Origin of the sequence: Edaphobacter sp. HDX4, from assembly GCF_036877565.1 — a bacterium.
Taxonomy (GTDB): Bacteria; Acidobacteriota; Terriglobia; order Terriglobales; family Acidobacteriaceae; genus Edaphobacter.
The window spans coordinates 14,243-34,606 of record NZ_JAEDXW010000024.1; the positions used below are offsets into that span (position 1 = coordinate 14,243).

At 59.5% G+C, this 20,364-nt stretch carries 16 protein-coding genes and 1 tRNA gene; 9 read left to right on the forward strand and 8 right to left on the reverse strand.

Going from position 1 to position 20,364, the window contains the following annotated elements; translation table 11 throughout:
- Positions 1-86: 86 nt before the first annotated feature.
- The gene (thiC, locus tag JAO29_RS19095; protein ID WP_334269864.1) at positions 87-1,568 is read right to left on the reverse strand and encodes a phosphomethylpyrimidine synthase ThiC; all 1,482 of its coding nucleotides are present in this window, start codon (positions 1,566-1,568) and stop codon (positions 87-89) included.
- A gap of 290 nt (positions 1,569-1,858) precedes the next feature.
- On the opposite strand from thiC, the gene JAO29_RS19100 reads away from it, so the two are divergent.
- Positions 1,859-2,362, forward strand: coding sequence for a YciE/YciF ferroxidase family protein (locus tag JAO29_RS19100; protein WP_334269865.1), 504 nt, complete (start codon positions 1,859-1,861; stop codon positions 2,360-2,362).
- 66 nt (positions 2,363-2,428) lie between these two features.
- On the opposite strand, the gene JAO29_RS19105 is transcribed toward JAO29_RS19100, so the two are convergent.
- The 3 genes from JAO29_RS19105 to JAO29_RS19115 all read right to left on the reverse strand — a co-directional run bounded on the left by JAO29_RS19105 (position 2,429) and on the right by JAO29_RS19115 (position 6,182).
- On the reverse strand, positions 2,429-5,074 hold the full coding sequence (locus JAO29_RS19105; protein WP_334269866.1) for an ABC transporter permease: 2,646 nt from the start codon (positions 5,072-5,074) through the stop codon (positions 2,429-2,431).
- A 47-nt stretch (positions 5,075-5,121) separates the two neighbouring features.
- Positions 5,122-5,475, reverse strand: a complete 354-nt coding sequence (locus tag JAO29_RS19110) for a PadR family transcriptional regulator (RefSeq protein ID WP_334269867.1) — start codon at positions 5,473-5,475, stop codon at positions 5,122-5,124.
- Positions 5,476-5,561: 86 nt separating this feature from the next.
- Positions 5,562-6,182: a hypothetical protein gene (locus tag JAO29_RS19115; protein WP_334269868.1), complete on the reverse strand. Its 621-nt coding sequence runs from the start codon at positions 6,180-6,182 to the stop codon at positions 5,562-5,564.
- 95 nt (positions 6,183-6,277) lie between these two features.
- On the opposite strand from JAO29_RS19115, the gene JAO29_RS19120 reads away from it, so the two are divergent.
- The 7 genes from JAO29_RS19120 to JAO29_RS19150 all read left to right on the forward strand — a co-directional run bounded on the left by JAO29_RS19120 (position 6,278) and on the right by JAO29_RS19150 (position 11,666).
- A complete protein-coding gene (locus JAO29_RS19120; RefSeq protein ID WP_334269869.1) occupies positions 6,278-6,727 on the forward strand; it encodes a cytochrome c maturation protein CcmE in 450 nt (149 codons plus the stop codon).
- A 58-nt stretch (positions 6,728-6,785) separates the two neighbouring features.
- Complete coding sequence (locus tag JAO29_RS19125) at positions 6,786-7,499, forward strand: ABC transporter ATP-binding protein (RefSeq protein WP_334269871.1); 714 nt, start codon at positions 6,786-6,788, stop codon at positions 7,497-7,499.
- Entirely contained in the window at positions 7,496-8,005 is a 510-nt protein-coding gene (gene ybaK / locus JAO29_RS19130; protein WP_334269872.1) for a Cys-tRNA(Pro) deacylase, read from the forward strand. The genes JAO29_RS19125 and ybaK overlap by 4 nt, the downstream gene beginning before the upstream one ends.
- Positions 8,002-8,691, forward strand: coding sequence for a heme exporter protein CcmB (locus JAO29_RS19135; protein ID WP_334269873.1), 690 nt, complete (start codon positions 8,002-8,004; stop codon positions 8,689-8,691). The genes ybaK and JAO29_RS19135 overlap by 4 nt, the downstream gene beginning before the upstream one ends.
- Positions 8,692-9,015: 324 nt before the next feature.
- On the forward strand, positions 9,016-9,747 hold the full coding sequence (gene ccsA, locus JAO29_RS19140) for a cytochrome c biogenesis protein CcsA (protein WP_334269874.1): 732 nt from the start codon (positions 9,016-9,018) through the stop codon (positions 9,745-9,747).
- A gap of 17 nt (positions 9,748-9,764) precedes the next feature.
- Positions 9,765-9,902 carry a hypothetical protein gene (locus tag JAO29_RS19145; RefSeq protein ID WP_334269875.1) on the forward strand — a complete coding sequence of 46 codons (138 nt, stop codon included), beginning with the start codon at positions 9,765-9,767 and terminating at the stop codon, positions 9,900-9,902.
- A 471-nt stretch (positions 9,903-10,373) separates the two neighbouring features.
- Entirely contained in the window at positions 10,374-11,666 is a 1,293-nt protein-coding gene (locus tag JAO29_RS19150) for a YncE family protein (RefSeq protein ID WP_334269876.1), read from the forward strand.
- Positions 11,667-12,252: 586 nt separating this feature from the next.
- Here JAO29_RS19150 and JAO29_RS19155 read toward each other — a convergent pair.
- From JAO29_RS19155 to queG, 3 genes are all read right to left on the reverse strand, one after another.
- Positions 12,253-14,394 carry a PP2C family protein-serine/threonine phosphatase gene (locus JAO29_RS19155; protein WP_334269877.1) on the reverse strand — a complete coding sequence of 714 codons (2,142 nt, stop codon included), beginning with the start codon at positions 14,392-14,394 and terminating at the stop codon, positions 12,253-12,255.
- A complete protein-coding gene (locus tag JAO29_RS19160; protein WP_334269878.1) occupies positions 14,381-15,337 on the reverse strand; it encodes a YihY/virulence factor BrkB family protein in 957 nt (318 codons plus the stop codon). Before JAO29_RS19160 ends, JAO29_RS19155 begins: the two co-directional genes overlap by 14 nt.
- 198 nt (positions 15,338-15,535) lie before the next feature.
- Positions 15,536-16,744, reverse strand: coding sequence for a tRNA epoxyqueuosine(34) reductase QueG (gene queG / locus JAO29_RS19165; protein WP_334269879.1), 1,209 nt, complete (start codon positions 16,742-16,744; stop codon positions 15,536-15,538).
- A 32-nt stretch (positions 16,745-16,776) separates the two neighbouring features.
- On the opposite strand from queG, the gene JAO29_RS19170 reads away from it, so the two are divergent.
- A tRNA-Ser gene (locus tag JAO29_RS19170) sits at positions 16,777-16,868 on the forward strand.
- A gap of 822 nt (positions 16,869-17,690) precedes the next feature.
- On the opposite strand, the gene JAO29_RS19175 is transcribed toward JAO29_RS19170, so the two are convergent.
- The gene (locus JAO29_RS19175) at positions 17,691-20,312 is read right to left on the reverse strand and encodes an AMP-binding protein (protein WP_334269880.1); all 2,622 of its coding nucleotides are present in this window, start codon (positions 20,310-20,312) and stop codon (positions 17,691-17,693) included.
- Positions 20,313-20,364 lie beyond the last annotated feature (52 nt).

Genomic DNA, 20,364 nt, shown 5'->3' on the forward strand with positions numbered 1-20,364 from the left:
CATCCAGCGACAAGCAGAAGGGCCGCTCCGGTATTCCCGGAAACGGCCCTTCTATGTGGTTCTTGCTCTTTACCAGTCGAATCCTGCTAGCTTCGCAAAGCCATCTGTTCCGTCACAATCTGCGTAAGATCCGGCTTCTTCAATCCGTGCTCGCGTTCATTGAACTCGTCAACCTTGCTCGACCAGTTCATCGAGCAGAACTTCGGGCCGCACATGCTGCAGAATGCCGCTTCCTTGTAATAGTCGTCCGGAAGCGTCTCATCGTGCATGCCTCGGGCGGTGTCAGGATCCAGCGACAACGCAAACTGCTTGTCCCAGTCGAAGGTGTAGCGTGCATGCGAGATCGCATCATCGCGATCGCGCGCGCCAGGACGATGCCGTGCAATATCGGCCGCATGGGCAGCGATCTTGTAGGCGATGATGCCGTCCTTGACGTCCTTCTCGTTCGGAAGTCCAAGGTGTTCCTTCGGAGTGACATAGCAAAGCATCGCTGCTCCATGCCAGCCGATCATCGCCGCGCCGATCGCCGAAGTGATGTGATCGTATCCCGGAGCGATATCCGTGACCAGCGGTCCCAGCACGTAGAACGGTGCTCCGTCACAGTACTCGACCTCCTTGTCCACCTGCTCCTTGATCTTGTCCATCGGCACATGGCCCGGACCTTCGATCATCACCTGCACATCGCTCTTCCACGCCTCGCGCGTCAACTCGCCCAGCGTCTTCAACTCGGCAAACTGCGCCTCGTCGCTGGCATCCGCGACAGACCCGGGACGTAGGCCATCACCCAGCGAGTAGCTCACGTCATACTTCGCCATGATCTTCGTAATACGGTCGAAGTTCTCGTACAGGAAGTTCTGCTTGTGATGGTGCGTCATCCACTGCGCCATAATCGCGCCGCCACGGCTCACGATGCCGGTGATGCGCTTGGCCACCATCGGAATGTACTGGACCAGCACGCCCGCATGGATCGTGAAGTAGTCCACACCCTGCTGAGCCTGCTCCTCGATGACTTCCAGGTAGAGGTCGATGTTTAGGTCTTCCACGCGCTTGACGCGGCTCAGCGCCTCGTACAGCGGAACCGTTCCGATCGGAACTGGGCTGTGCCGCAGGATCGCCTCGCGGATCATCGGAATGTCGCCGCCGGTCGAGAGATCCATCACCGTATCCGCACCGAAGTGCACGGCGGTGTGCAGCTTGCGCAGCTCCTCATCCACATTCGAAACCAGTGCCGAGTTGCCGATGTTCGCATTGATCTTGCACAGCGACTCGACTCCAATCGCCATCGGCTCCAGCTCAACGTGGTTGATGTTGGCCGGAATAATCATCGTTCCTTTGGCGACTTCACTGCGCACCATCTCCGCAGAGATCTTCTCTCGTTCGGCCACGAACGCCATCTCTTCTGTGATCAGACCCTTGCGTGCGAAGTGCATCTGCGACATGTTCCAGTCGCCGGTCCGCTCGGCCTCGGCCTTGCGTTTGACGATCCAATCCGCACGGCCAGTCGGAACCTTGTACCCGTTGCCGTTCGCGCCGTTCCCACCCGGATGATGATTGCCATTTGTGCTCATACCAAACCTCTTTTCCACCAATCGCTGCGCCGCATGCTGACGTACCACCGAGTATATCGCTGTTGCACCGCACACGACATGTTCGCTGCCGCTGCTTCCCAGTCTTCGCCGCGATCTTCGCGGCCAACCTAACCAATCCTCTCGCATCCAAACCACTCAGAACGCGCACGACCGTGAGCATACCGGCGCACGTTGCCGTCTCACCGCCGAAGACAACGGAATTCACCATTACGCGCCTCTGTGGCGCCAACGGCCTCCTCTGAGCCGAAAAACGAAAGGGAGTTCGATCCATGAAAATATTCTCAGCCAACATCGAAGATCTGCGTACGCTCTATATCACCAACCTCAAGAAGGCTCTCGATATGGAGCAGAAGATCACCGACGCTCTTCCACAGATGATTGAAAAATCAACCGATCCTCAACTCGCAACGGCATTTCGCGATCACCTGCGTCAAACCGAGGGCCATGTGGCCAGCGTGGAAGCTCTGCTCCGCAACGCAACCGGCGATGCCGATACCGAAACCTGTAAAGCGATTAGCGGCCTCGTCACCGAGGCCCAGGACAGCATCAAGGACGCCTCCGACAGCAGCATCCGCGACATCACTCTGATCGCCTGCGGTCAGCAGGTCGAGCATCATGAGATCGCCGTCTACGGGACCCTTCGCACCTGGGCCAACATCCTGGGCCTGACCGAAGACGCCCGCACCATCGAGTCGATCCTCGCCGAAGAGAAAGAAGCCGACAAGCTGCTCAGCAACATCTCCGACGGCGTCAATCTGCAGGCTGCAGCGTAAGACTCTCCCCGTATGGAAAAAAATGGCCGGCAGGGAACCTTTCCTGCGGCCTTCGTTCGAGAAGATCTATTCGTTTCTCAGCGCGACCATCGGGTTGATCCTCGAGGCGCGCCGCGCCGGAAGGTACCCAGCCAGCACCGCAACCCCGATCAGCAGCACCAGCATTACCCCGAAAGTCGGTGGATCGGTAGGCGTTGTTCCAAACAGAAGCGTCGCAATCAGCTGCGCAGCGGCGACAGACAGCACGGCGCCGACCGAGATTCCAAGCGACGCCATCTGCAACGTCTTCTTGATGACTCCCATCTGCACATTTCCAGGCGACGCTCCAAGCGCCATGCGAATCCCTATCTCTTGTGTTCTGCGCGTAACGGAGTAAGAAATAACGCCGTAAATCCCCAGTGATGCCAGCAACAGCCCCAGCCCTGCGAAGGTCCCCACCAGCAATACGAAGAACTGCCGCGGCGAAACTGCATGGTCCACGATGCTCTGCAACGGGCGAAACTCAACCGAGGGCTGGTTCGGGTTGATCTCCCGCAGCGTCCGCAGTACCGTGCCGGAGAGCTGTGCTGGCGGCAGCTTCGTCCGCACTACCAGGTAAGCCCCATCCGGTCCCCAGTCGCTCTCCGTCATCGGCAGATACATCTGCCAGCCGGTCTGTCCTTCGATGTTGGTGTCGCGCACGTCGTCGATCACGCCGATCACGCGAACATCTTTTTTCCCGACCACCGCGATCTTGCCCACTGGATCCTCGTCCGGCCACAGGCCCTTGGCCGCCTTCCGGTTCAGGATCACGACCCCTTCGCTCTTGTCGTTATCGGACCAGGCAAAATCTCTTCCATGCAGACGCATACCCATCGCCTTCACATACCCCGGCGCGACGATGTAGACGAACGCTCCCGGAACCTCGCCGGGCTTGTAGGTCTTGCCTTTGACACGCGGACCTCCCCACCCTCGATTGCGATCGAGGGGTAGATTATCCGAAAACCCAACCGCGTCAATTCCCGGGATCGCGCTCACGCGGCGAGCCACGTTCTGCAGAATCGCGCTGCGCCGATCCGTGTTGTTGCCGTCGTCGTAGTCCAGCTTCATCGCTGCAGCGGTTGAAGGTTGGAAGCCGAGATCCACATCAAGAACCTTCAGAAAACTGCGCAGCAGCAGACCAGCCCCGATCAGCAGCACACAGGCCAGTGCCACCTCGGAGACCACCAGCACCGTGCGCATAGCCTCGTGCTTCCGTCCCTCCGTGGCTCCGTGGCCACCGTCCTTCAAAGCCTCCTGCACGTTCGCCCGGGAGGCCCTGATTCCCGGCAGCAGGCCAAACAGCACCGCCGTCGAGACCGTAATCGAGAGCGTCCACACCAGCGCCGTTCCATCCAGCCGGACGCTGTTCAACAACGGCAGCGCAATGGATCCCTGATGTGCGAGATAGCGCAGCAGCACATACGAAAGCCCCAGGCCCAGCACCGCTCCCGCTCCCGCGAGCACCAGGCTCTCCGTCAGCAGCTGCCGGATCAATCTTCCCCGCCCTGCCCCCAGCGCGCTGCGCAGTGCGAACTCCTTGCTCCTCGCCGCTGCTCGCGCCAGCAGCAGGTTCGAAAGATTCACGCACACAATCAGCAGGATCAGTCCCACCGCGCACCACAGCACCACCAGCGACCGCCGCAGCTTTCCGCTGATGTAGTCCTTCAGCGGAACCGGCCAACCGGTGTAATTCCCTTTCGAGTCCGGATACTTCTTTCCCCAATAGAACTGGGGAAACAGCGTCTTCGCCTCGGCCCGCGCCTGCTGCACAGATATGCCTGGCTTCAAACGCCCGATGAATGTCAGCGTATTTCCCTCATACCGGAAATCGTCCATGATCGCGGGTGTAAGAATGTCCACCTTCGATCCCGGCGAAAATGCAGCCCCGAAATCGAAGCTCTCCGGCAGCACCCCGACGACCGTCACTGGATGGTTATCCAGCGTGATCGCCTGACCCACGATGGACCGGTCACCGCCAAACTGCCTCTGCCAGAACGGATACGCCAGCAGAACCGCCGCAGGGCCGCCCTTTCTCGACTCATCTGCCGTGAACAACCGGCCCAGCGCAGGATTCACTCCCAGGACATGGAAGAAATTCCCCGCGACCATGATGCCGGTCAACGGCTTCGGATCTCCCTTTGCCGTCAGCTTGTAATTGTCAGGAGTCGAAAATGCGAAATAGCCAGTCACATCCTCATACGACCGATTCATCGAACGCAGATCTTCAAACGCGTCCACCGAGTAGGTCGAGCCCGACAGTCCTTCTGTGTGTTCCGGAGCAATCCACACCAGCCGGTCCGGCTGATAGAACGGCAACGGCCGCAGCAGGATCGTATTCACCACGCTGAAGACGACCACATTGGCCCCGATCCCCAGCGCCAGAATCAGGATCGCAACCGTCGCAAATCCCCGGTCTCGCAGCAGTGTCCGCCACGTATAGCGAAGATCCTGCAGCACCGTATCCAGCCACGGCAGACCGCGGGACTCTCTCTGCTGCTCCTTTGCCTGCTCCACGCCGCCAAACCGCACCATAGCCTTCCTCCGTGCCTCTTCCGGCGCCATCCCCGCGCGCAGGTTCTCCTCAGTCGCCATCCTTATGTGGGAGTCGATCTCTTCCTCGAGATCGCGATCCATGGTGCCCTTACGAAAGAAGCCGCCCATCCGAGCCGCACCACGACGCAACGAATCCATCCACGATCTCTTTCTCTCCGTCCTCCACGATCTCTTTCTTTCGGATTTCATTGCCTCGCGCCCTCCTCTCCCATCGCCAGTACGCGGCCCATCACACTCGCCAGCCTTCGCCAATACTCCGTGTCGTCGGCCAGCTGCTTGGTTCCCCGCTTTGTGATCGAATAGAACTTCGCCCGGCGATTGTTCTCCGACGCCCCCCACTCCGCCTCAATCCATCCCTTCTGCTGCAGCCTCACCAGCGCCGCATAGATCGTCCCCTGGTTCAGCAGCACCTCATCGCCGCTCACCTGCTCGATCCGCCGCGCAATCCCATAGCCGTGCATCTCGCCCATCGCCGCCAGCGTCTGCAGCACCATCAGATCCAGCGTCCCCTGCAAAAGGTCCAGCTTCGCGTCTCCCATGCGTCTCTCCTGTGGCATCCCCACATTTATACATGTGGTTACGCCACAGGAAGCAAAAGGTTCCCGCCATTTTCAGTTTTCTTTTCCTAATTCCCCGATCTGATCTTTGGGTGGGCACAGCCCGTGTACGCCGCAAGAAAGCGATCCCGTTGCTGCCGGTACTCTTCAATCGTCTGGAAGCTCCTCTTTTCAGCATCCTGATTGAGGAAATAGATCGTGCTCACAGTTCGATTTGCATCATCGAAGATCAGATAGATCCCCAGCACCCCGCCTTCGATCTTCGTCCTGTCCATGCCTCTTGTATCCAGCCCGTTCATCAGGGGCTTGAGACGGTAATTGCGTTCTGTCTCCCCCGAGGCCAGGATGTGATCGAAGTTATCGATCAGGTACTGACGCGTCTCCGCATAGTTGTCCGCAGGAAGGATCTCCACCTTCACATTGGCGTAGAAATCCTTGTCTGGATAGGCAAACATGATTCGCCTCCCGGATACCATCGGGATCTGCCTGGGACCATTCATCGTTTCTACGGTCCTCGAACTGATTCCCGGGGCGAGCGGCGCTATCTCGACAACCGAAGGTCCGTCTGTAATCTTGCAGTTTGCATAAACCTCGAAGCCAGCATTCGAGGTCTGCGGCCACGCCTTGCCCGCCCCCACAACGAGGAGACAACAGAAGCTCAACTTCAGCAAGAATAGGGGGTTCTTCATCTGTCAGCACATTATCCGACATCCATCTCCAGCCGAGAGAAATCTATTCTTTCCTTCTTCAGTCAACAGAGTCTCTATAATGAGAGACAGACGCCATGCCGAATCCCGACCGCAAAAGCCCGCTGAAGATCATTGTCGCCACCGTCCTCATCCTTGGCACCGTAGCCTATCTCGCCATCACTGGCGTGCGCGACAACAAGAGCTACTACGTCACCATCAGCGAGCTTCAGGGCATGGGCAACAAGGCCTACACGCGGCATCTTCGCGTCGCCGGCAACGTCGCCCCGGGAACCATCCAGCGCTCCGGAACCAACGCCACCTTCAATCTCCTTGAGCAGGGACACACCCTGCGGGTCGTCTACAACGGCTCCGAGCCCCCGCCTGACACCTTCAAGGACGACGCCCAGGCCCTCGCCATCGGAACCTTCGGTCACGACGGCGTCTTCCACGCCACTCAGCTTCAGGCCAAGTGCGCCTCCAAGTACGCCCCGGCTGCAAATCAGAAGCCGGTCAACACCGCATCCGCCATGCCCGTCGCACGCTGAAGCTTCTTCGCTGAGCCCAGGCTCTATACTCGCTAAGAAGCCTCGGGCACACCTGCGCATGTCGACTGCCGCCCCAATCCGTGCTGAACTCTCCGCTGCGACTGCGGCCGTGTCGCTCGACTCCGTCTCCAGGATCTACGGCTCCTTCGCCGCTCTTCGCAACGTCTCGACAACCTTTCCCGCTGGCTCCTCCACCATCGTCCTCGGAGAAAATGGAGCCGGCAAATCCACCCTGCTCCGCGTCGTCGCTGGACTCATCACTCCGACCCGCGGCAAAGTAGCCGTCTTCGGTGGCTCACCTCATCAACACCGTCATCGCATCGCGTATATGAGCCATTCCACAATGCTCTACGACGAGCTGACCGCCATGGAGAACCTGACCTACTTCGCCACCCTGCACCGCGGCGAGGGCTGCGCCTGCGTCGGCTCTCCCGAGATGGCCCTCCGCGCCGTCGGCCTCGACCCCGCGCTCACCCGCCCCGTCGGACAGTACTCGCAGGGCATGCGGCAGCGCGCCTCGCTCGCTCGCGTCCTCCAGACCGACCCCGAGCTCCTCCTTCTCGACGAGCCCTTCTCTAATCTGGACGTCGCGAGCGCCGGGCACCTCGTCGAGCTCCTCTCCGACTTTCGTACCTGGCCCGTCGCTGGTGGAGGAGCCCGCACCCTCATCCTCACTACCCACCAGGCCTCGCTCGCCGAGCCTCTCGCCGACCGCACCCTCCACATGCGCCAGGGTCAGATCATCGAGACCGTCACCGGAACCCACGGATGAAAGCAGCCGCACCCAGCAAGACCAACGCCGCGCGCCTCCTCGACTCTCTCGGTATCTCTTACGAGCTCCGCGCCTACGAGGTCGATCCCGAAGACCTCACCGCCATCTCCGTCGCCCGCAAGATCGGTCTTCCACCCGAGCAGGTGTTCAAGACCCTCCTCTCTCACACCAATACTGGCGAATACTTGTTCGCGGTCGTCCCCGGCGACACCGAGCTCGACCTAAAAAAGCTCGCACACGCCGCCGGTGCCAAAAAAGCCGAGCTCGCCTCTCTCAAGGACGTCGAGCCCCTCACCGGCTACATCCGCGGCGGAGTCACCGTCATGGGCGCGAAGAAGCCCTTCCCTGCCTTCGCCGACGAGACCATCGAGCTCTTCGACATCATCAGCGTATCCGCCGGACAGCGCGGCCTCCAGGTCCTCCTCTCCCCCGCCGACTATCTTCGCGCCTCTCAATTCACCCTCGCCGACCTCACCAAGGCCACACTCTCCGGAGACACCCGTTGAGGTATCTCACCTACGTCCTCGACCATCTCCGCAAAGACCTGCGTCTCGAGTGGCGCTCCCGCGACTCCATCAACGGCATGCTCTTTTTCGTGCTCCTGATGGTCGTCGTCTTCTCCATCGCCTTCGACCCCGCCGGATACCCCGCCGTCACCCGCCAGATCTCCGGAGGCATCCTCTGGGTCGGCCTCCTCTTCGCCTCCATGACCGCGCTCAACCAGTCCTGGACCCGCGAACAGCGCAATCAGGTCCTCGAAGCCCAGCGAATGGCGCCATCACCTGCCTCTGCCCTCTTCGTCGGCAAGGCCCTCGCCAACATGATCTTCGTGCTCGTCGTCGAAATCGTGCTCGCCCCCATCTTCGTCATCTTCTTCAATCTTCACGTTCTCGGAAACGCCTGGCTGCTCGCCCTCATCCTTCCTCTCGGAACCTGGGCCCTCGTCGTCAACGGAACCTTCTTCGCCGCTCTCGGCCTCCGCGCCCGAAACCGTGAGCTCCTCCTCCCGCTGATCCTCCTGCCCCTCTCGCTTCCCGCCGTCCTCATGATGGTCCAGGCCACCACGGGAGTCCTCACCGCTGAGCTCGATCCCGTCTACCTCCGTTCCTGGATCACCCAGCTGGCCGGCTACGACCTCATCTACACCACCGTCTGCATCCTGCTCTTCGAGACCGTCCTCAACGCCGACTAGCCGCCACTGTCGAGTACCCGACAATCCTTCCCCAGTTCCTGGCCTCTACTGCGAACAAGTCCGCCTGAAGAATCTCCGCTCCGGCCCGATCCAGCTCGTTCAACTCCGCCTCGCCACCCCCTCGTCCGAAACCACATCGTCCCTCCCCTCCGCCCAAATTCTTGATTCGTGTCATCCTGAGCGGAGCCCGGAGGGCGAAGTCGAAGGATCTGCGGTTCTTCCAGCCCACCCCACAATTCAATCCGCCGAGGTCCGCCCCCACCCTGCGGCAGTCCAGCAAGCAAACCCTCTCCGCCGTCAAACTTTCGCGCTAGAATAAACATCGTGGCGCGTCCCTCCACAGTCCGAAACTTCGCTTGGCTTTGGCTCGCAGCTACGATCGCAGTGCTCATCGTCGGCTTCCGTCAGGCGATCTTTCTCGCTCCCATGGAAGCGACTATGGGAAATCTGCAGCGCATCTTCTACTACCATCTGCCGCACGCGATCCTCGGACTCATCTTCCCCTACATCAATCTGGCCGCCTCGCTGGGCTATCTGTACTGGCGTCGTCGCGATCCTCTCAAGGCGCTCTCTGCCGATGCGCTCGCCGTGGCCTCAGCGGAGATTACAGTCCTCTACGTTGGCATCACTCTCGCCAGCGGAATGTTGTGGGGAAAGCCCGCGTGGGGGATCTGGTGGGCCTGGGACGCTCGCCTCACGACTGAGCTCATCCTGTGGCTGCTCTATGTCAGCTACTTGATGCTTCGCCGCTTCTCTCCTGCGGGACAGACGGGTGTTCTCTCGGCCGTTCTCGCGGTCTTCGCGGCCGTCGACGTCCCTATCGTCTATATGTCCATCCACTGGTGGCGCACCCAGCATCCTGCGCCCGTCTTTGGCTCTGACGGCGGTGGTATCGATCCCGGCATGGTTCCCGCAGTCCTGTGGAACCTTGCAGGTTGGGCCATGTGGGGACTTCTGTTGATCGGCTTCCGCTTCGCCCTGGAGCGTCGCCGGCAACTCGCCGAGCAGGAAGCAGCCCTCCTCGCCCTCGAAGCCTCCCTCGAGACGCCTCAATAAACGGAGCCCGCGCACACATGACCTGGCAAACTTTCTTCGACTTCTCCAGCATGGCTCACCGCCACCTCGTCTTCGTCTATGGCGGAGTTATCGCCGTTCAGCTGGCCTACGTCGGCTGGGTCGCCCGCAACTGGTCGCGCATCGGCCGCCAGTAATCTCTACAATCCCTCTCACGCCACATCTTCTCGATAGGCTCCGGCCCTGAGGCGCGGTCGTTCTCCGTCTCGCGCTTGAATTCTCCATGTCGGTTCACGGCTAGTAAAAGGCGGTCCGAAGCACCTAAAAGCCGGTTCAGAAGCACCGCTGATCTCCTGAAAAGAATCTTCTCCGCTCACGACGGCCCCAGTAACGATCCACGCCCTCTTCCCGTGTCATCCTGAGCGAAGCCCGAAGGGCGCAGTCGAAGGATCTGCGGTTGCAGTCGTCCGGAGATCACGCAATCAGCGCATTTAAAAAAATCAACGAAGCTACAGAAGTAGCTTCGTTGTCCGAGAAGGATTTTACAGACGATGCTCGAGCTCCCCATCTGGCAACTCTGTGCATCACTCTCGTAGACACATTTACTGAACGAAATGTTTCGCAAATTTCAAAATCTTTTTTTGGGGACTCACGCTTGCGGCCCGGCGATGCCCACCGATAGACTCGCAACAGTGCCCAAATCCCCTGATTTCCAGCGAGTCGCAGTCCTCGCCGCGCTTTTCCTTGCCCTGCTCGTTCCCTCGGGTTGCCGCCGAAACAGCTTCCCCGACGTTCCCGCCGGGTACCGGGAATTTGCTTACGTTACCAACGGTAAGTCGAACACGGTCAGTGTCTTGGACCTTGTGAACCTGCGTCCGGATCGTACCCTCCGGGTCGGAGACAACCCTACCGGGATCGCCCCCAACCCCCGTCGTAACGAGGTCTATGCCGTCAATACCGGATCCGGCACCGTGACGGTGATTGATGCTTCCGCCAACAAGGTCCTCTCCACCATCGCGGTTCACCGTCAGCCCTACTTCATCAGCGTCGATGCTGCGGGCGGACGTGCTTACGTGGCCAACTCCGGCTCCAACTCCGTCAGCGTTATTGATCTCGACCGTCGCCGCGAGATAGCCGTCGTCGGCACCGGCGAGCAGCCCGGAATCGCGCGCGTGTCGCCCGACATGCGCTCTGTCGTCGTCTCGAACCGAGGCTCCGGCAGCGTCTCCATCTACAGCGCAGTCCCGTATGCCAGTCCGGGAACAGTCAGCCCGGGCTCTTCTGAGGCTCCGCAGCCGGTTCCCAATGAGCCTCCTGGACCTCCCCTCAGGTTCCGGGCAACCTTCTCCGGCTGCCCGGGCGCTACCGACATCGCCATTCTGCCCGACTCTTCCAAGGCCTTCATCGCCTGCTCCGGCGGAAATCAGGTGATGGTCGTCTCTCTTGCCGCAGCACCGGGCTCGTGGCCGGCGCGGCAGGATTCCGCAGCTCTCACCGATCATCTGCTGACCTTCCTCGATGTGGGGGCCACTCCGGTCCATCTGGCTCTCAAGCCGGACGGTGGAGAGATCTTTGTCTCCAACTTCGACTCCGACTCCATCTCCGAGATCGATACCTGGAACAACCAGGTCCTCGGGACCTACATGATCGGGAACAAGCCCGTCTACGGAGTCATCACCCGGGATAACTCCACCCTCTGGGTGACGGACTTTGCCTCCGACCTCATCAGCATCTACAGCATCGATGACGGGCAGCTTGTAACCACCGTTCACACCGGATCCGCTCCCGACGTACTCGCCTTCTCCGCTGACGAGCACATCCTGCTGGCCGCCGATACTCGCTCCGGTGACATCGCCGTCGTGAGAACTCAGGGAACGCAGGGCGCCGCCCTCTTCACCATGCTCCCCGCCGGTTCTTCCCCCAACGCCATCGCGGTCAAGGCCATTCAACCCCACAGCTGAATCTCATCCTTCAGCTGAATCTCCGACCGCCGAAAACCTCGTGAAACGGACGGCGAGAACTGCTTCAAGGTAGACAGGGGAAACAGGTACATCGCACAGGGCGCGATCTGCCGCGTGCCCCACCTTTGCGACAGCTTCATCGTCGCTAAGGGTGGGCTCTCGACCGAAACCGGTTCCCATCCATGCCGCAGTCGAACGCCCGTTCCCACCGAAGTGTCATCCTGAGCGAAGCCCCGAAGGGGCGCAGTCAGGATCTGCGGTCTTCGGCGCGCCCTTATCGCGCCTAAGGTGGCCATTCGAGCGAAGCTCGAACCGCATCGTCAAGGCGCGGCTTCAGCCGTGCCAAAAGACCCACCGCAAGCGGTGCTCCACTCTGCCGAAGGCCGGAGCGAAACCGAACGCGCAGCGACCTGAAAAATACAGACACCCAACTGCCGATCAATTCCCATCGCTTTGCTAGAATTAAATCAGTAAGAGAAGAGCCTCGGCACCAAGCCGGGGCTTTTTCTCTGTCCAACGACAGATCCACACCGAGGTCCGGACATAAGTCTAATGATTCTAGGATTTGCGCAAAAACGAGGGGGGACTACACCTGCCGGGCCAAAACCAGAGTGATGTCATCCGGCTGCTCCTCGGCTCCGATCCAGGCATCGAGAGCCTGCATCACCTGGCTCGAGATCACATGGAGTGGTTCGTTCCGGTAACGGCGAACCACCTCCATCAGGCGCTCTTCTCCGAACTCACCGAAGTCGTTCTCCGGCTCGGTCACGCCGTCGGAGTAGCCGACCACGATGTCTCCCGCGAGCATCTGGAAACGGGCTTCTTCGTAGCGCATGCCGTCCATCAACCCGACGACCGTTCCTCCGCGATCCAGCCGCCGCACTCCTCCATCGCGGCCCAGCACCAGGGGAGGCAGCTGGCCGGCGTTGGAGTATGTGAGCATCGCCGAGCGCGCATCGTAATGCGCCAGGAACAACGTCGCGTATTTTTCCGGCTGTGTGCTGCGATAAAGATGCCGATTCAGCAGCGACAGAATCCGGCCCGGCGACTGAAACAGCTCATCGCAGTCGCTCCCAAGATCGTCGCGATTCGCCAGCAGCCCGGCGAGTGCCGACTCGCTGTAGACGAGCTCCTCGCTCGCGAAACGGTAGGCACGCACGGCGGAGTGCAGCGTCGCCATCAGCAGCGCGGCTGAAATTCCCTTGCCGCTGATATCACCGATCGCGATGCCCACTCCCGTCTCCTTACGGCTCGCCTCGCCGTTATGCGCTGCCTCATGGAATACGAGGAAGTCGTAGTAATCGCCGCTGACCGAGCGGGCAGGACGGCAGACCCCATGCAGCTCGAGCGAAGGAAGACTCGAAATCTGCCGCGGAAACAGGTTCGCCTGCACCTCCTGCGCGATCGAAATCTCGTTCTGCAATCTCTCCTTCTCCTGTTGCTCCTGGAGCAGGCGTTGCAGCGAACCGGTCATTGCGTTGAAGGAACGATTCAGTTCGGCAAGCTGATCTTCTCGCGTAATGGCAATCCGGTGATTGAAGTCGCCCTGATCGATTCTCTGGGTCGCCTCATAGAGATCCGCTACCGAAGCCGTCATCGTCTTCGTAAGGCGAATCGCCATGATGAGCGCCAGCAACTCAATCATGGCGAACAGGATGCAGAGAGAGATCAACCCGGTCTTATAAGCGTCGGTAAAAAGACCGCCGAGCGACGATCCAAAGAGCTGGTTGTAGAGCAGAGACGGACGCGAATCCACCTTGATAAGCACGCTGTCGCGCTCCCCTGTTCCCCAGTCCGTGATCCCCAGCGTGGAAAGGAAATGCACCTGGATATCGGCAAGGTTGGCGCCCTCTGCCTGCATGCCTCCCGAGACCGAGCTGTCCCGGCGTCGGAAGCGTTCCCTCGGCTGGTCGCCGCGCGCGTCCTTCGCGGCGACTTTCTCGGTAAAGATCTGCGCACGACCCAGCCCGGCGGAGATCATATCCATCACCTGCCCGTCCACGATCAAGCTGGTGACCAGGCTCAGCAGACGCCCGTCTTTAAGGCGGCGTTGATTGACAGCCGCCAGGTAAACGTCGCCACCGTCAAGAACAAGGCCACTGAACTGGCCGTCCTTCAGTTCAGCAGCCCATGCCGGCAGGCCAAGCGGAGTCTTGTTGTGACGCAACTCCGTCATCACCGGAGCGCCATTCACATACACCGAGCTTTCGAGCGAAAGCTTTCTGTGGCTGACGCTATTTGTAACCACGTCCCCGTTGCTCAGCACTGTAACCGGAATTCGGTCGTCGCCTTCGACAAGACGGGCGGCCAGTTCCACCCGGTGTCCGTTGTCACTGCTCATCTGGGCAACCTCCTCCTGCATACGCGAGTCTGCCAAGTGAATAGCGAACTGTCCCGCTGCCACATACGCGGAGATCAACACCAGCGTCATGAACAGAACAACCGGAGCCAGGCCGACCAGAAGGTAGGTGACGACCAGCTTGTTGCGGAGACTCCACAACATTCGTCGCCGCACGAAACGCACAAGCAGTGGAATCGCAGCGCAGCCCAAGGCGATCCCGACCAGCACCTGAACGACGGCGAAGAGCAATCCTGCACTTCCCGGGAGCATTCGCAAGAGGAACAGCAGGCAGAACCAGATCGCCAGCCATACGACAGCACCAGGCAGGCCCTTTGGGAAGTTCCTGAGTATCGGTACTGCGCGTTGATTTCCGCTAGCGCTCTGCATCTTCCTCTTTCTTTGCTTCCGCCGCCTCCCGACGCTCCTCTTGCTTGGCTTCCCGGGCCAGCCGCAGCGCATGTCGGGTTGCAGAGATGTGCGCACCTGCCAGAACCAGCAGCCCCGAAAGAAAGGCCCACATCATCAACCCGACGGAGATGTAGAACGGGCCATAAACCGACTGGAAGTCGAGCCACGGTAGGGCTCTTACATAAAGATACTTCGCCAGCTCCCAAAGCAGACCGAAGATTAATGCAGTCGGCATTACAGCCCGGGCAGGAACTTTGCGATTCGGCAGAATCCAATAGATCAGGAAGAAGAGAAGGATACTAAGACCGATTCCGCAGAACTGCATAAACCACTGCGACGCGAAGGCGAATGGAGCATTCCGGGTATGGCCGAAAAACAGGTAGGTCAGAAGTACCTTGGAACTTGACGTGGAAGCGACTGACGTTATCGCGAGAACACCGACGGCGAACGCAAGACCAAGAGAGACGATCTGGTTGCGGAGATAGCTGCGATTTTTCGTCACTCCCCAGACGCTGTTGAGGGCGACCTCCAGCGGAAGAAATACACCCGTCGAGCTAATCAGAAGCATGACAAGCGAGAAGACCTGAACGCCCTTTCGCGGGTGAGCCAGCAGCTGCATGTTCCGCATGACGAAGTCCTGCCCCACCGGGAGGAAGCCATGCATCATGTCTTCCACGACCTGCTCCATTGCCCTGGAGTGAAAGACTCTTCGAGACACCGTCAACAGAAGTACGATGAAGGGAAACAGCGACAGAATTGCATTTGCGGCAACACTGAATGCGTAGGTGTGAACCTCAGTACGCGTCATGTACTGCACAAGGGCTACAACCTGTGCCCAGAAACCATCTTGCGGAACGACTGGGTGTACCGCTTCAATGGGAATCTCGGAGCCAGACTCGGGCTCTTCAGACGGCACTTCCATCGTGCGCTCTGGCTTGGAAGCGTCGACAGGATCTGGATTGTTTGGTCGAATCGAGAACATAAAGATCCAGGAAGGACAGGGATGGACACACTTGCCTGAGTGCCAGAATCCCTCCGTAATCCATCTTCGATGCTAGCAGAGGTAACTGCGAAATCGTCAAAGGGGCAGACACCTCAATCCCGGGTCCAAGAGAGAGCGTTATCTGTCAGAAGAATCGATCTTACAGATGGCCCAGCGTGCGCTTTCCGCCAATACCTCATCCTCTGCCTGGCTCCACGCGGTAAGCTGAGGTAAAAAACCTTTGTCGCGACTGTTGCCCATGGCGATCGCCACGTTGCGGAGCAGCCGTTTGCGGCGGGTTCGTTCCAGCGGAGAACCCTTGAAATTCTGCCGAAACCGCGCAGGATCGAGAGAAGCGAGCCAGCTCAGGGCGGGATTTACGAGCTCCGGGCGCGGTCTGGTTCCCTGCTTTGAGGCAATCGGCGCACGGCGATTCCAGGGACAGATCTCCTGGCAGATATCGCAACCGAAGACCTGCCGGCCTATCGGCTCACGAAGTTCCTCCGGGATGCTTCCCTTCTTTTCGATCGTGAGATAAGCGATACAGCGTGAAGCATCCATCTGGCCGGGGGCGATGAGGGCCTGCGTGGGACAGGCGTCAATACATCGGGTGCAGCTTCCACAGCGGTCAGCAGCCAGCTGCGGAACAGCCTCAGCGGCGACAGGAATAGAGGTGACGAGAACTCCAAGCAGCAACCACGATCCAAGGTGTTGGTTGATGAGGCAGGTGTTCTTGCCAATCCATCCAAGGCCCGCTTGCGCAGCCACGGTTCGTTCGAGTAAAGGCCCCGTATCGACGTAGCAGCGTGTATCTGCCGGTGCGAGCTCCTTGAGAAGCACTTCGAGAGAACGCAGCTTGGAGAGCAACTCATCGTGGTAATCGGTCGGGACTGTCTGTTGCTGATCGGTCTGTCGCTCGTCTGTCTGTGGCTCTTCTGTCTGTGGCTCTTCTGTCTTTGGCTCTTCAAGGACCCGTCCGCTCCAGGCATATCGGGCAATCCAACCCGCTCCCGGAGCCGGGACAGTCGAGACAGGAGCGGGAGCGTTGTAGTTCCATGCGCACACAAGGATCGAACGCGCCCATGGAATCGCCGCCCGGACACTGCTGCGAAGCAGGACGCCGCCTTCGCCTCGCCGTTTGAGGTACTCCATCTCTCCCGCGCGGCCCTCCTGGATCCAGGAAGAAAAGCGTGCGGCATCCCGCTCCGCGATGTCGCTACCTGACTCCGGTACGGGAGCGACAGCCGCGGCGTCGAAGCCGAGACTCATCGCCTTCTGCTCCATCAACGCGGTGAGCTCAGGAGTCCACTCAAACGAGTTCTTCTGCTCCAGTTCCTCCGCTTTCATTGGACCCCTTGTTCAGGGTAAACTGAACCAACGGAGAGGTGGCAGAGCCCGGTTGAATGCACCTGACTCGAAATCAGACATAGTCGCAAGGCTATCGGGGGTTCGAATCCCTCCCTCTCCGCCATTGCTCTTTTAGCCCACCTACAATCGATCAGATAACTGCTACTTCTTGCTTTAAAAGCCCCTCCTACAAATCATTGCCCTGGACGCTCAGCGTGGCATGGACGCATCAGCCTAACCGCATGGTTGCTCTTCATTCCCGAAGGGGCTACAGTCTGAGTGTGAAGTGTTGGATTCATCGTCGCAGACTATTACCCTGGTTCTTAGTCTGTATATGGATTGCGACCGGGGCCTTCGCTGAACACGCCTCCGCACAGTTCCCGCTGTGTCAGCCTGAAAGTTCGCCTTGCTGCCCGTCGTCGACAAACACTACTAATGTATCCTGCCCGGCTTGCCGCCTGTCTGTGCCGATTGCAGCTAAGGACAAGAGCGAACAAGAGCGATCGCGGCCTGCTTCACAGGCAAAGATTACGCGAAGCCATCGTCCGAGTCATCTCGCATCTACTCGCGAGATGACTCCGGGCTTCAGGTATCAGCGTGTTGTATTTGCGCTCAAAGACGACCTTCGCATTTAGAGATGATCTCCCTCTTCCCATGAGCAGCATGCCCGAAAACTCCGGTATGCGATATCCCTCAACAGCTTGCTCAAAAAGGAGATCAATACCATGAAATTCAAAGTGTTCGCGGTTCTCGCAGTTCTGTTTCTTTCCCTGTCAGCCCAGGCTGCAACTGTCTTCACCTGTTGCGACTATCCTGCTTGCTGCGACAACACCAATTGCTGCAATTAGCCAATAGCTAGAGGCTGCGCCCATGCTCTTCCCGGATAACTTCGGTCAGAGTGTGGGCCAGCCAAGAGCGGCCCTCACCGAACAGCTGTACCCGACATCTAGTTGGAACCTCTGCGTAGATCCCGCACATTTTTCTCCAGTGCGGAAGTCCATTCCGCCGCAGATCTCGATTCCGTCCACTTCACCGGCTCCCCGATCCGTACCTCAATCTTCCGTGAGCGAAACCACTTCACTCCTCGCCCACGAATCTTCTCCAGCCCGATCAGTACCACCGGGAGCACAGGTACACCTGCCTGCGCGGATAGCAGACCGATCCCTTGTCGAAACGGTGCCGTCTCTCCCGTTCTGCTTCTTGTTCCCTCCGGAAAGATGAGAACGGAGTAGCCGCGATCGATAGCCTCGCCCGCATGGGCGAAGCTCTGCCGGAATCCTTGCAGTCGAGGGAGCGGGAAGACGTTAAACAGCGCCGTTAGGAGCCAGGAGGCGGCGCGGCCTGCGACACCGTGCGACTTCCCGGAGCGGAAATCCGCCAGCATCTCGCCCGACATCATGATAGCGACGCGTCGTCGCAGAGAGGCGGGCAGCGCGTACAGCACAAGTGCGGCATCCAGAGCCGTGACATGGTTCGCCACAATCAACAATGGTCCATGCGGAGGTACGTCGGACGAAGTGACTTGCGGAGCAAGCAGCACATGCACAATGGGCCGCAGAATAACATCTATGAAGATGCTGCGGAGCAGACGTACGGGAGGGGACCATGGCCAGCGGGGATAGTGCGCTGCCGAAGATTCGCCGCTTGTTTCGCTGGCTGCGGGTGCCGGCGCGCTCTCTGCCGTATGCGAGCTGACCGCTAGATGATCTATATCCGAAGGTCCACCACGTGTAACTACTGGGGTGCCATTTGCCTGCTGCTCCGCGGCAGGCCTGCCTAAGGCGGCGCGACGGAGTTCCCCCAGTGTGTTGAGGGTTGCCATTTGAGCATCGTCAATCAATATGCCGGTTCGTTGCTCGATGGCAGAGACAAGCTGAACGCGGCCAAGGCTATCGAGATGCAGGTCTTCTGAGAGTCGCAGATCATCACTGCCATTTGCAGAAACCGGTTCCCCAGTTATTGAGGAGATTGTCGTCAGCAGGAAGTCCTGCGGCGGGGAAGCCTCCGCACCCTGACTGCGGATAGTGCGACAGGCCCAGTCGCGGAGAGTACGTCGCAGCAGCTTGCCCGTGGATGTATATGGAAATGTAATCTCAGGCCAGCGCAGTACACGACGCATCTGCTGGAAGTCGGCAAGGCTGCGGTTGGCATCACGGATTGCCTGCTGCAGGGCGGTATCCTCTCCCTCAAAGAGCACCACGCAGACCGGCTCCGGTCCGGATGCAAGATCGCAAGGCACAACGGTGCAAGCCTGCACTCCGGGTTGTACCAACATAGCGGCCTCCAGATCGGATGGATAGATATTCAAGCCGCTGGATGAGACGATGACATCTCCCTTGCGCCCGACGAAGCGGAAATCACCCGATTCGGTCTGCTCCGCAAGATCGCCGGTCGCCAGCCACTCTCCTTCGCGCTGCAGGAGCCGGCCCTGCTCCCAGGTTGTGTCCGCTACCATGTCGCCGCGCACCAGCAACTCTCCAGTGCCGCTCAAGCGAACCTCCCGGCCGGGCAGCGGTTTGCCAATCGTGCCCTGGCCGATGCCGAATGGATGGTTCAGCGTGACCAGTGCGGCAGTCTCCGTCATACCGTACCCCTGGATCAGGGCAAAGCCCAGCCGATTCCAGAAGATCTCCAGGCCTGCCGGTAATGCCGCACCGCCAGAGATGACGGCCCAGAACTTCCATCCGAAGACACGATGTATTGCGCGGAAGCGCCACCATCGTTTCAGAATAGACAAGCCAATGGAGTTACTGATCTCCTCTTCAAGCTGCGGTCGCGATGCGAGCAGATGCGAGCGCATCAGCGCAAGCACGCGCGGCACTGCAACCAACACCGAGACGCGATTACTGCGAATGATTTGAACGAGACGACCGGAATCCAACCCATCCGTGAAGTGAACCTCGGCAGCCAGCACACCCGGTATCCACAAGCCCATGAATTGTCCGAAGACATGGCTTAGCGGCAGGGTCTGCAGAAACCGCAGCGGATGAACCCATCGTTCGTAGCGCCTGTACTTGCTAATCTCCGCTTCGATGGGCCCCAGGCTGGCGAGCACATTGCGGTGGGTATGTACGATCCCTTTCGGCTCAGATGTAGTCCCGGAGGTGAAGATGATCTGGAACGGCGCGCTTTCCTGCACGGAAGGATCGACGCTGAAGTTGGGTTCCGGCGGCAATGACTGCCGTAGCTTAGACAGATCGAGCATGGGAACGTCGCAGGCTAGGTGGGATCTTTTTGCGTTGGCAACAACGAGGCGCGGCTTAACCTCTTCCAGAATGCGTGCGGCGAACTCGGACGAGCCAGCAGCATCGAGCGGGACCGCAAGTACGCCCCTGAGCAGGCATCCAAAGAACGCCGCCATCCACTCGGCTGAATTTTCGCCCCAGAGCAGGACGCGTTCACCCGGACCGATCTTACGGCGCGTCAACTCCGATGAGAATCTTCCGGCAAGCAGCGCAAGTTCACCATAGGTCGTACGATAGCTTCGCACGCCGCGATGCGAAACGATGGCCGTCTCTTGTGCGTGTCGACGGAAATCATCTACGAGGCTGGCAAGATGCGATCGCATCAGCGCTGCTTCTCCTAGTTCTGCATTGGATGCGTTCGCACATCGAGAACAG

Bases quoted from the DNA above. Each gene is read 5' to 3' on its own strand.
- thiC (WP_334269864.1), bottom strand. From the start codon at position 1,568: ATGAGCACAAATGGCAATCATCATCCGGGTGGGAACGGCGCGAACGGC.
- JAO29_RS19100 (WP_334269865.1), top strand. From the start codon at position 1,859: ATGAAAATATTCTCAGCCAACATCGAAGATCTGCGTACGCTCTATATC.
- JAO29_RS19105 (WP_334269866.1), bottom strand. From the start codon at position 5,074: ATGGATTCGTTGCGTCGTGGTGCGGCTCGGATGGGCGGCTTCTTTCGT.
- JAO29_RS19110 (WP_334269867.1), bottom strand. From the start codon at position 5,475: ATGGGAGACGCGAAGCTGGACCTTTTGCAGGGGACGCTGGATCTGATG.
- JAO29_RS19115 (WP_334269868.1), bottom strand. From the start codon at position 6,182: ATGAAGAACCCCCTATTCTTGCTGAAGTTGAGCTTCTGTTGTCTCCTC.
- JAO29_RS19120 (WP_334269869.1), top strand. From the start codon at position 6,278: ATGCCGAATCCCGACCGCAAAAGCCCGCTGAAGATCATTGTCGCCACC.
- JAO29_RS19125 (WP_334269871.1), top strand. From the start codon at position 6,786: ATGTCGACTGCCGCCCCAATCCGTGCTGAACTCTCCGCTGCGACTGCG.
- ybaK (WP_334269872.1), top strand. From the start codon at position 7,496: ATGAAAGCAGCCGCACCCAGCAAGACCAACGCCGCGCGCCTCCTCGAC.
- JAO29_RS19145 (WP_334269875.1), top strand. From the start codon at position 9,765: ATGACCTGGCAAACTTTCTTCGACTTCTCCAGCATGGCTCACCGCCAC.
- JAO29_RS19150 (WP_334269876.1), top strand. From the start codon at position 10,374: ATGCCCACCGATAGACTCGCAACAGTGCCCAAATCCCCTGATTTCCAG.
- JAO29_RS19155 (WP_334269877.1), bottom strand. From the start codon at position 14,394: ATGCAGAGCGCTAGCGGAAATCAACGCGCAGTACCGATACTCAGGAAC.
- JAO29_RS19160 (WP_334269878.1), bottom strand. From the start codon at position 15,337: ATGGAAGTGCCGTCTGAAGAGCCCGAGTCTGGCTCCGAGATTCCCATT.
- queG (WP_334269879.1), bottom strand. From the start codon at position 16,744: ATGAAAGCGGAGGAACTGGAGCAGAAGAACTCGTTTGAGTGGACTCCT.
- JAO29_RS19175 (WP_334269880.1), bottom strand. From the start codon at position 20,312: ATGCGATCGCATCTTGCCAGCCTCGTAGATGATTTCCGTCGACACGCA.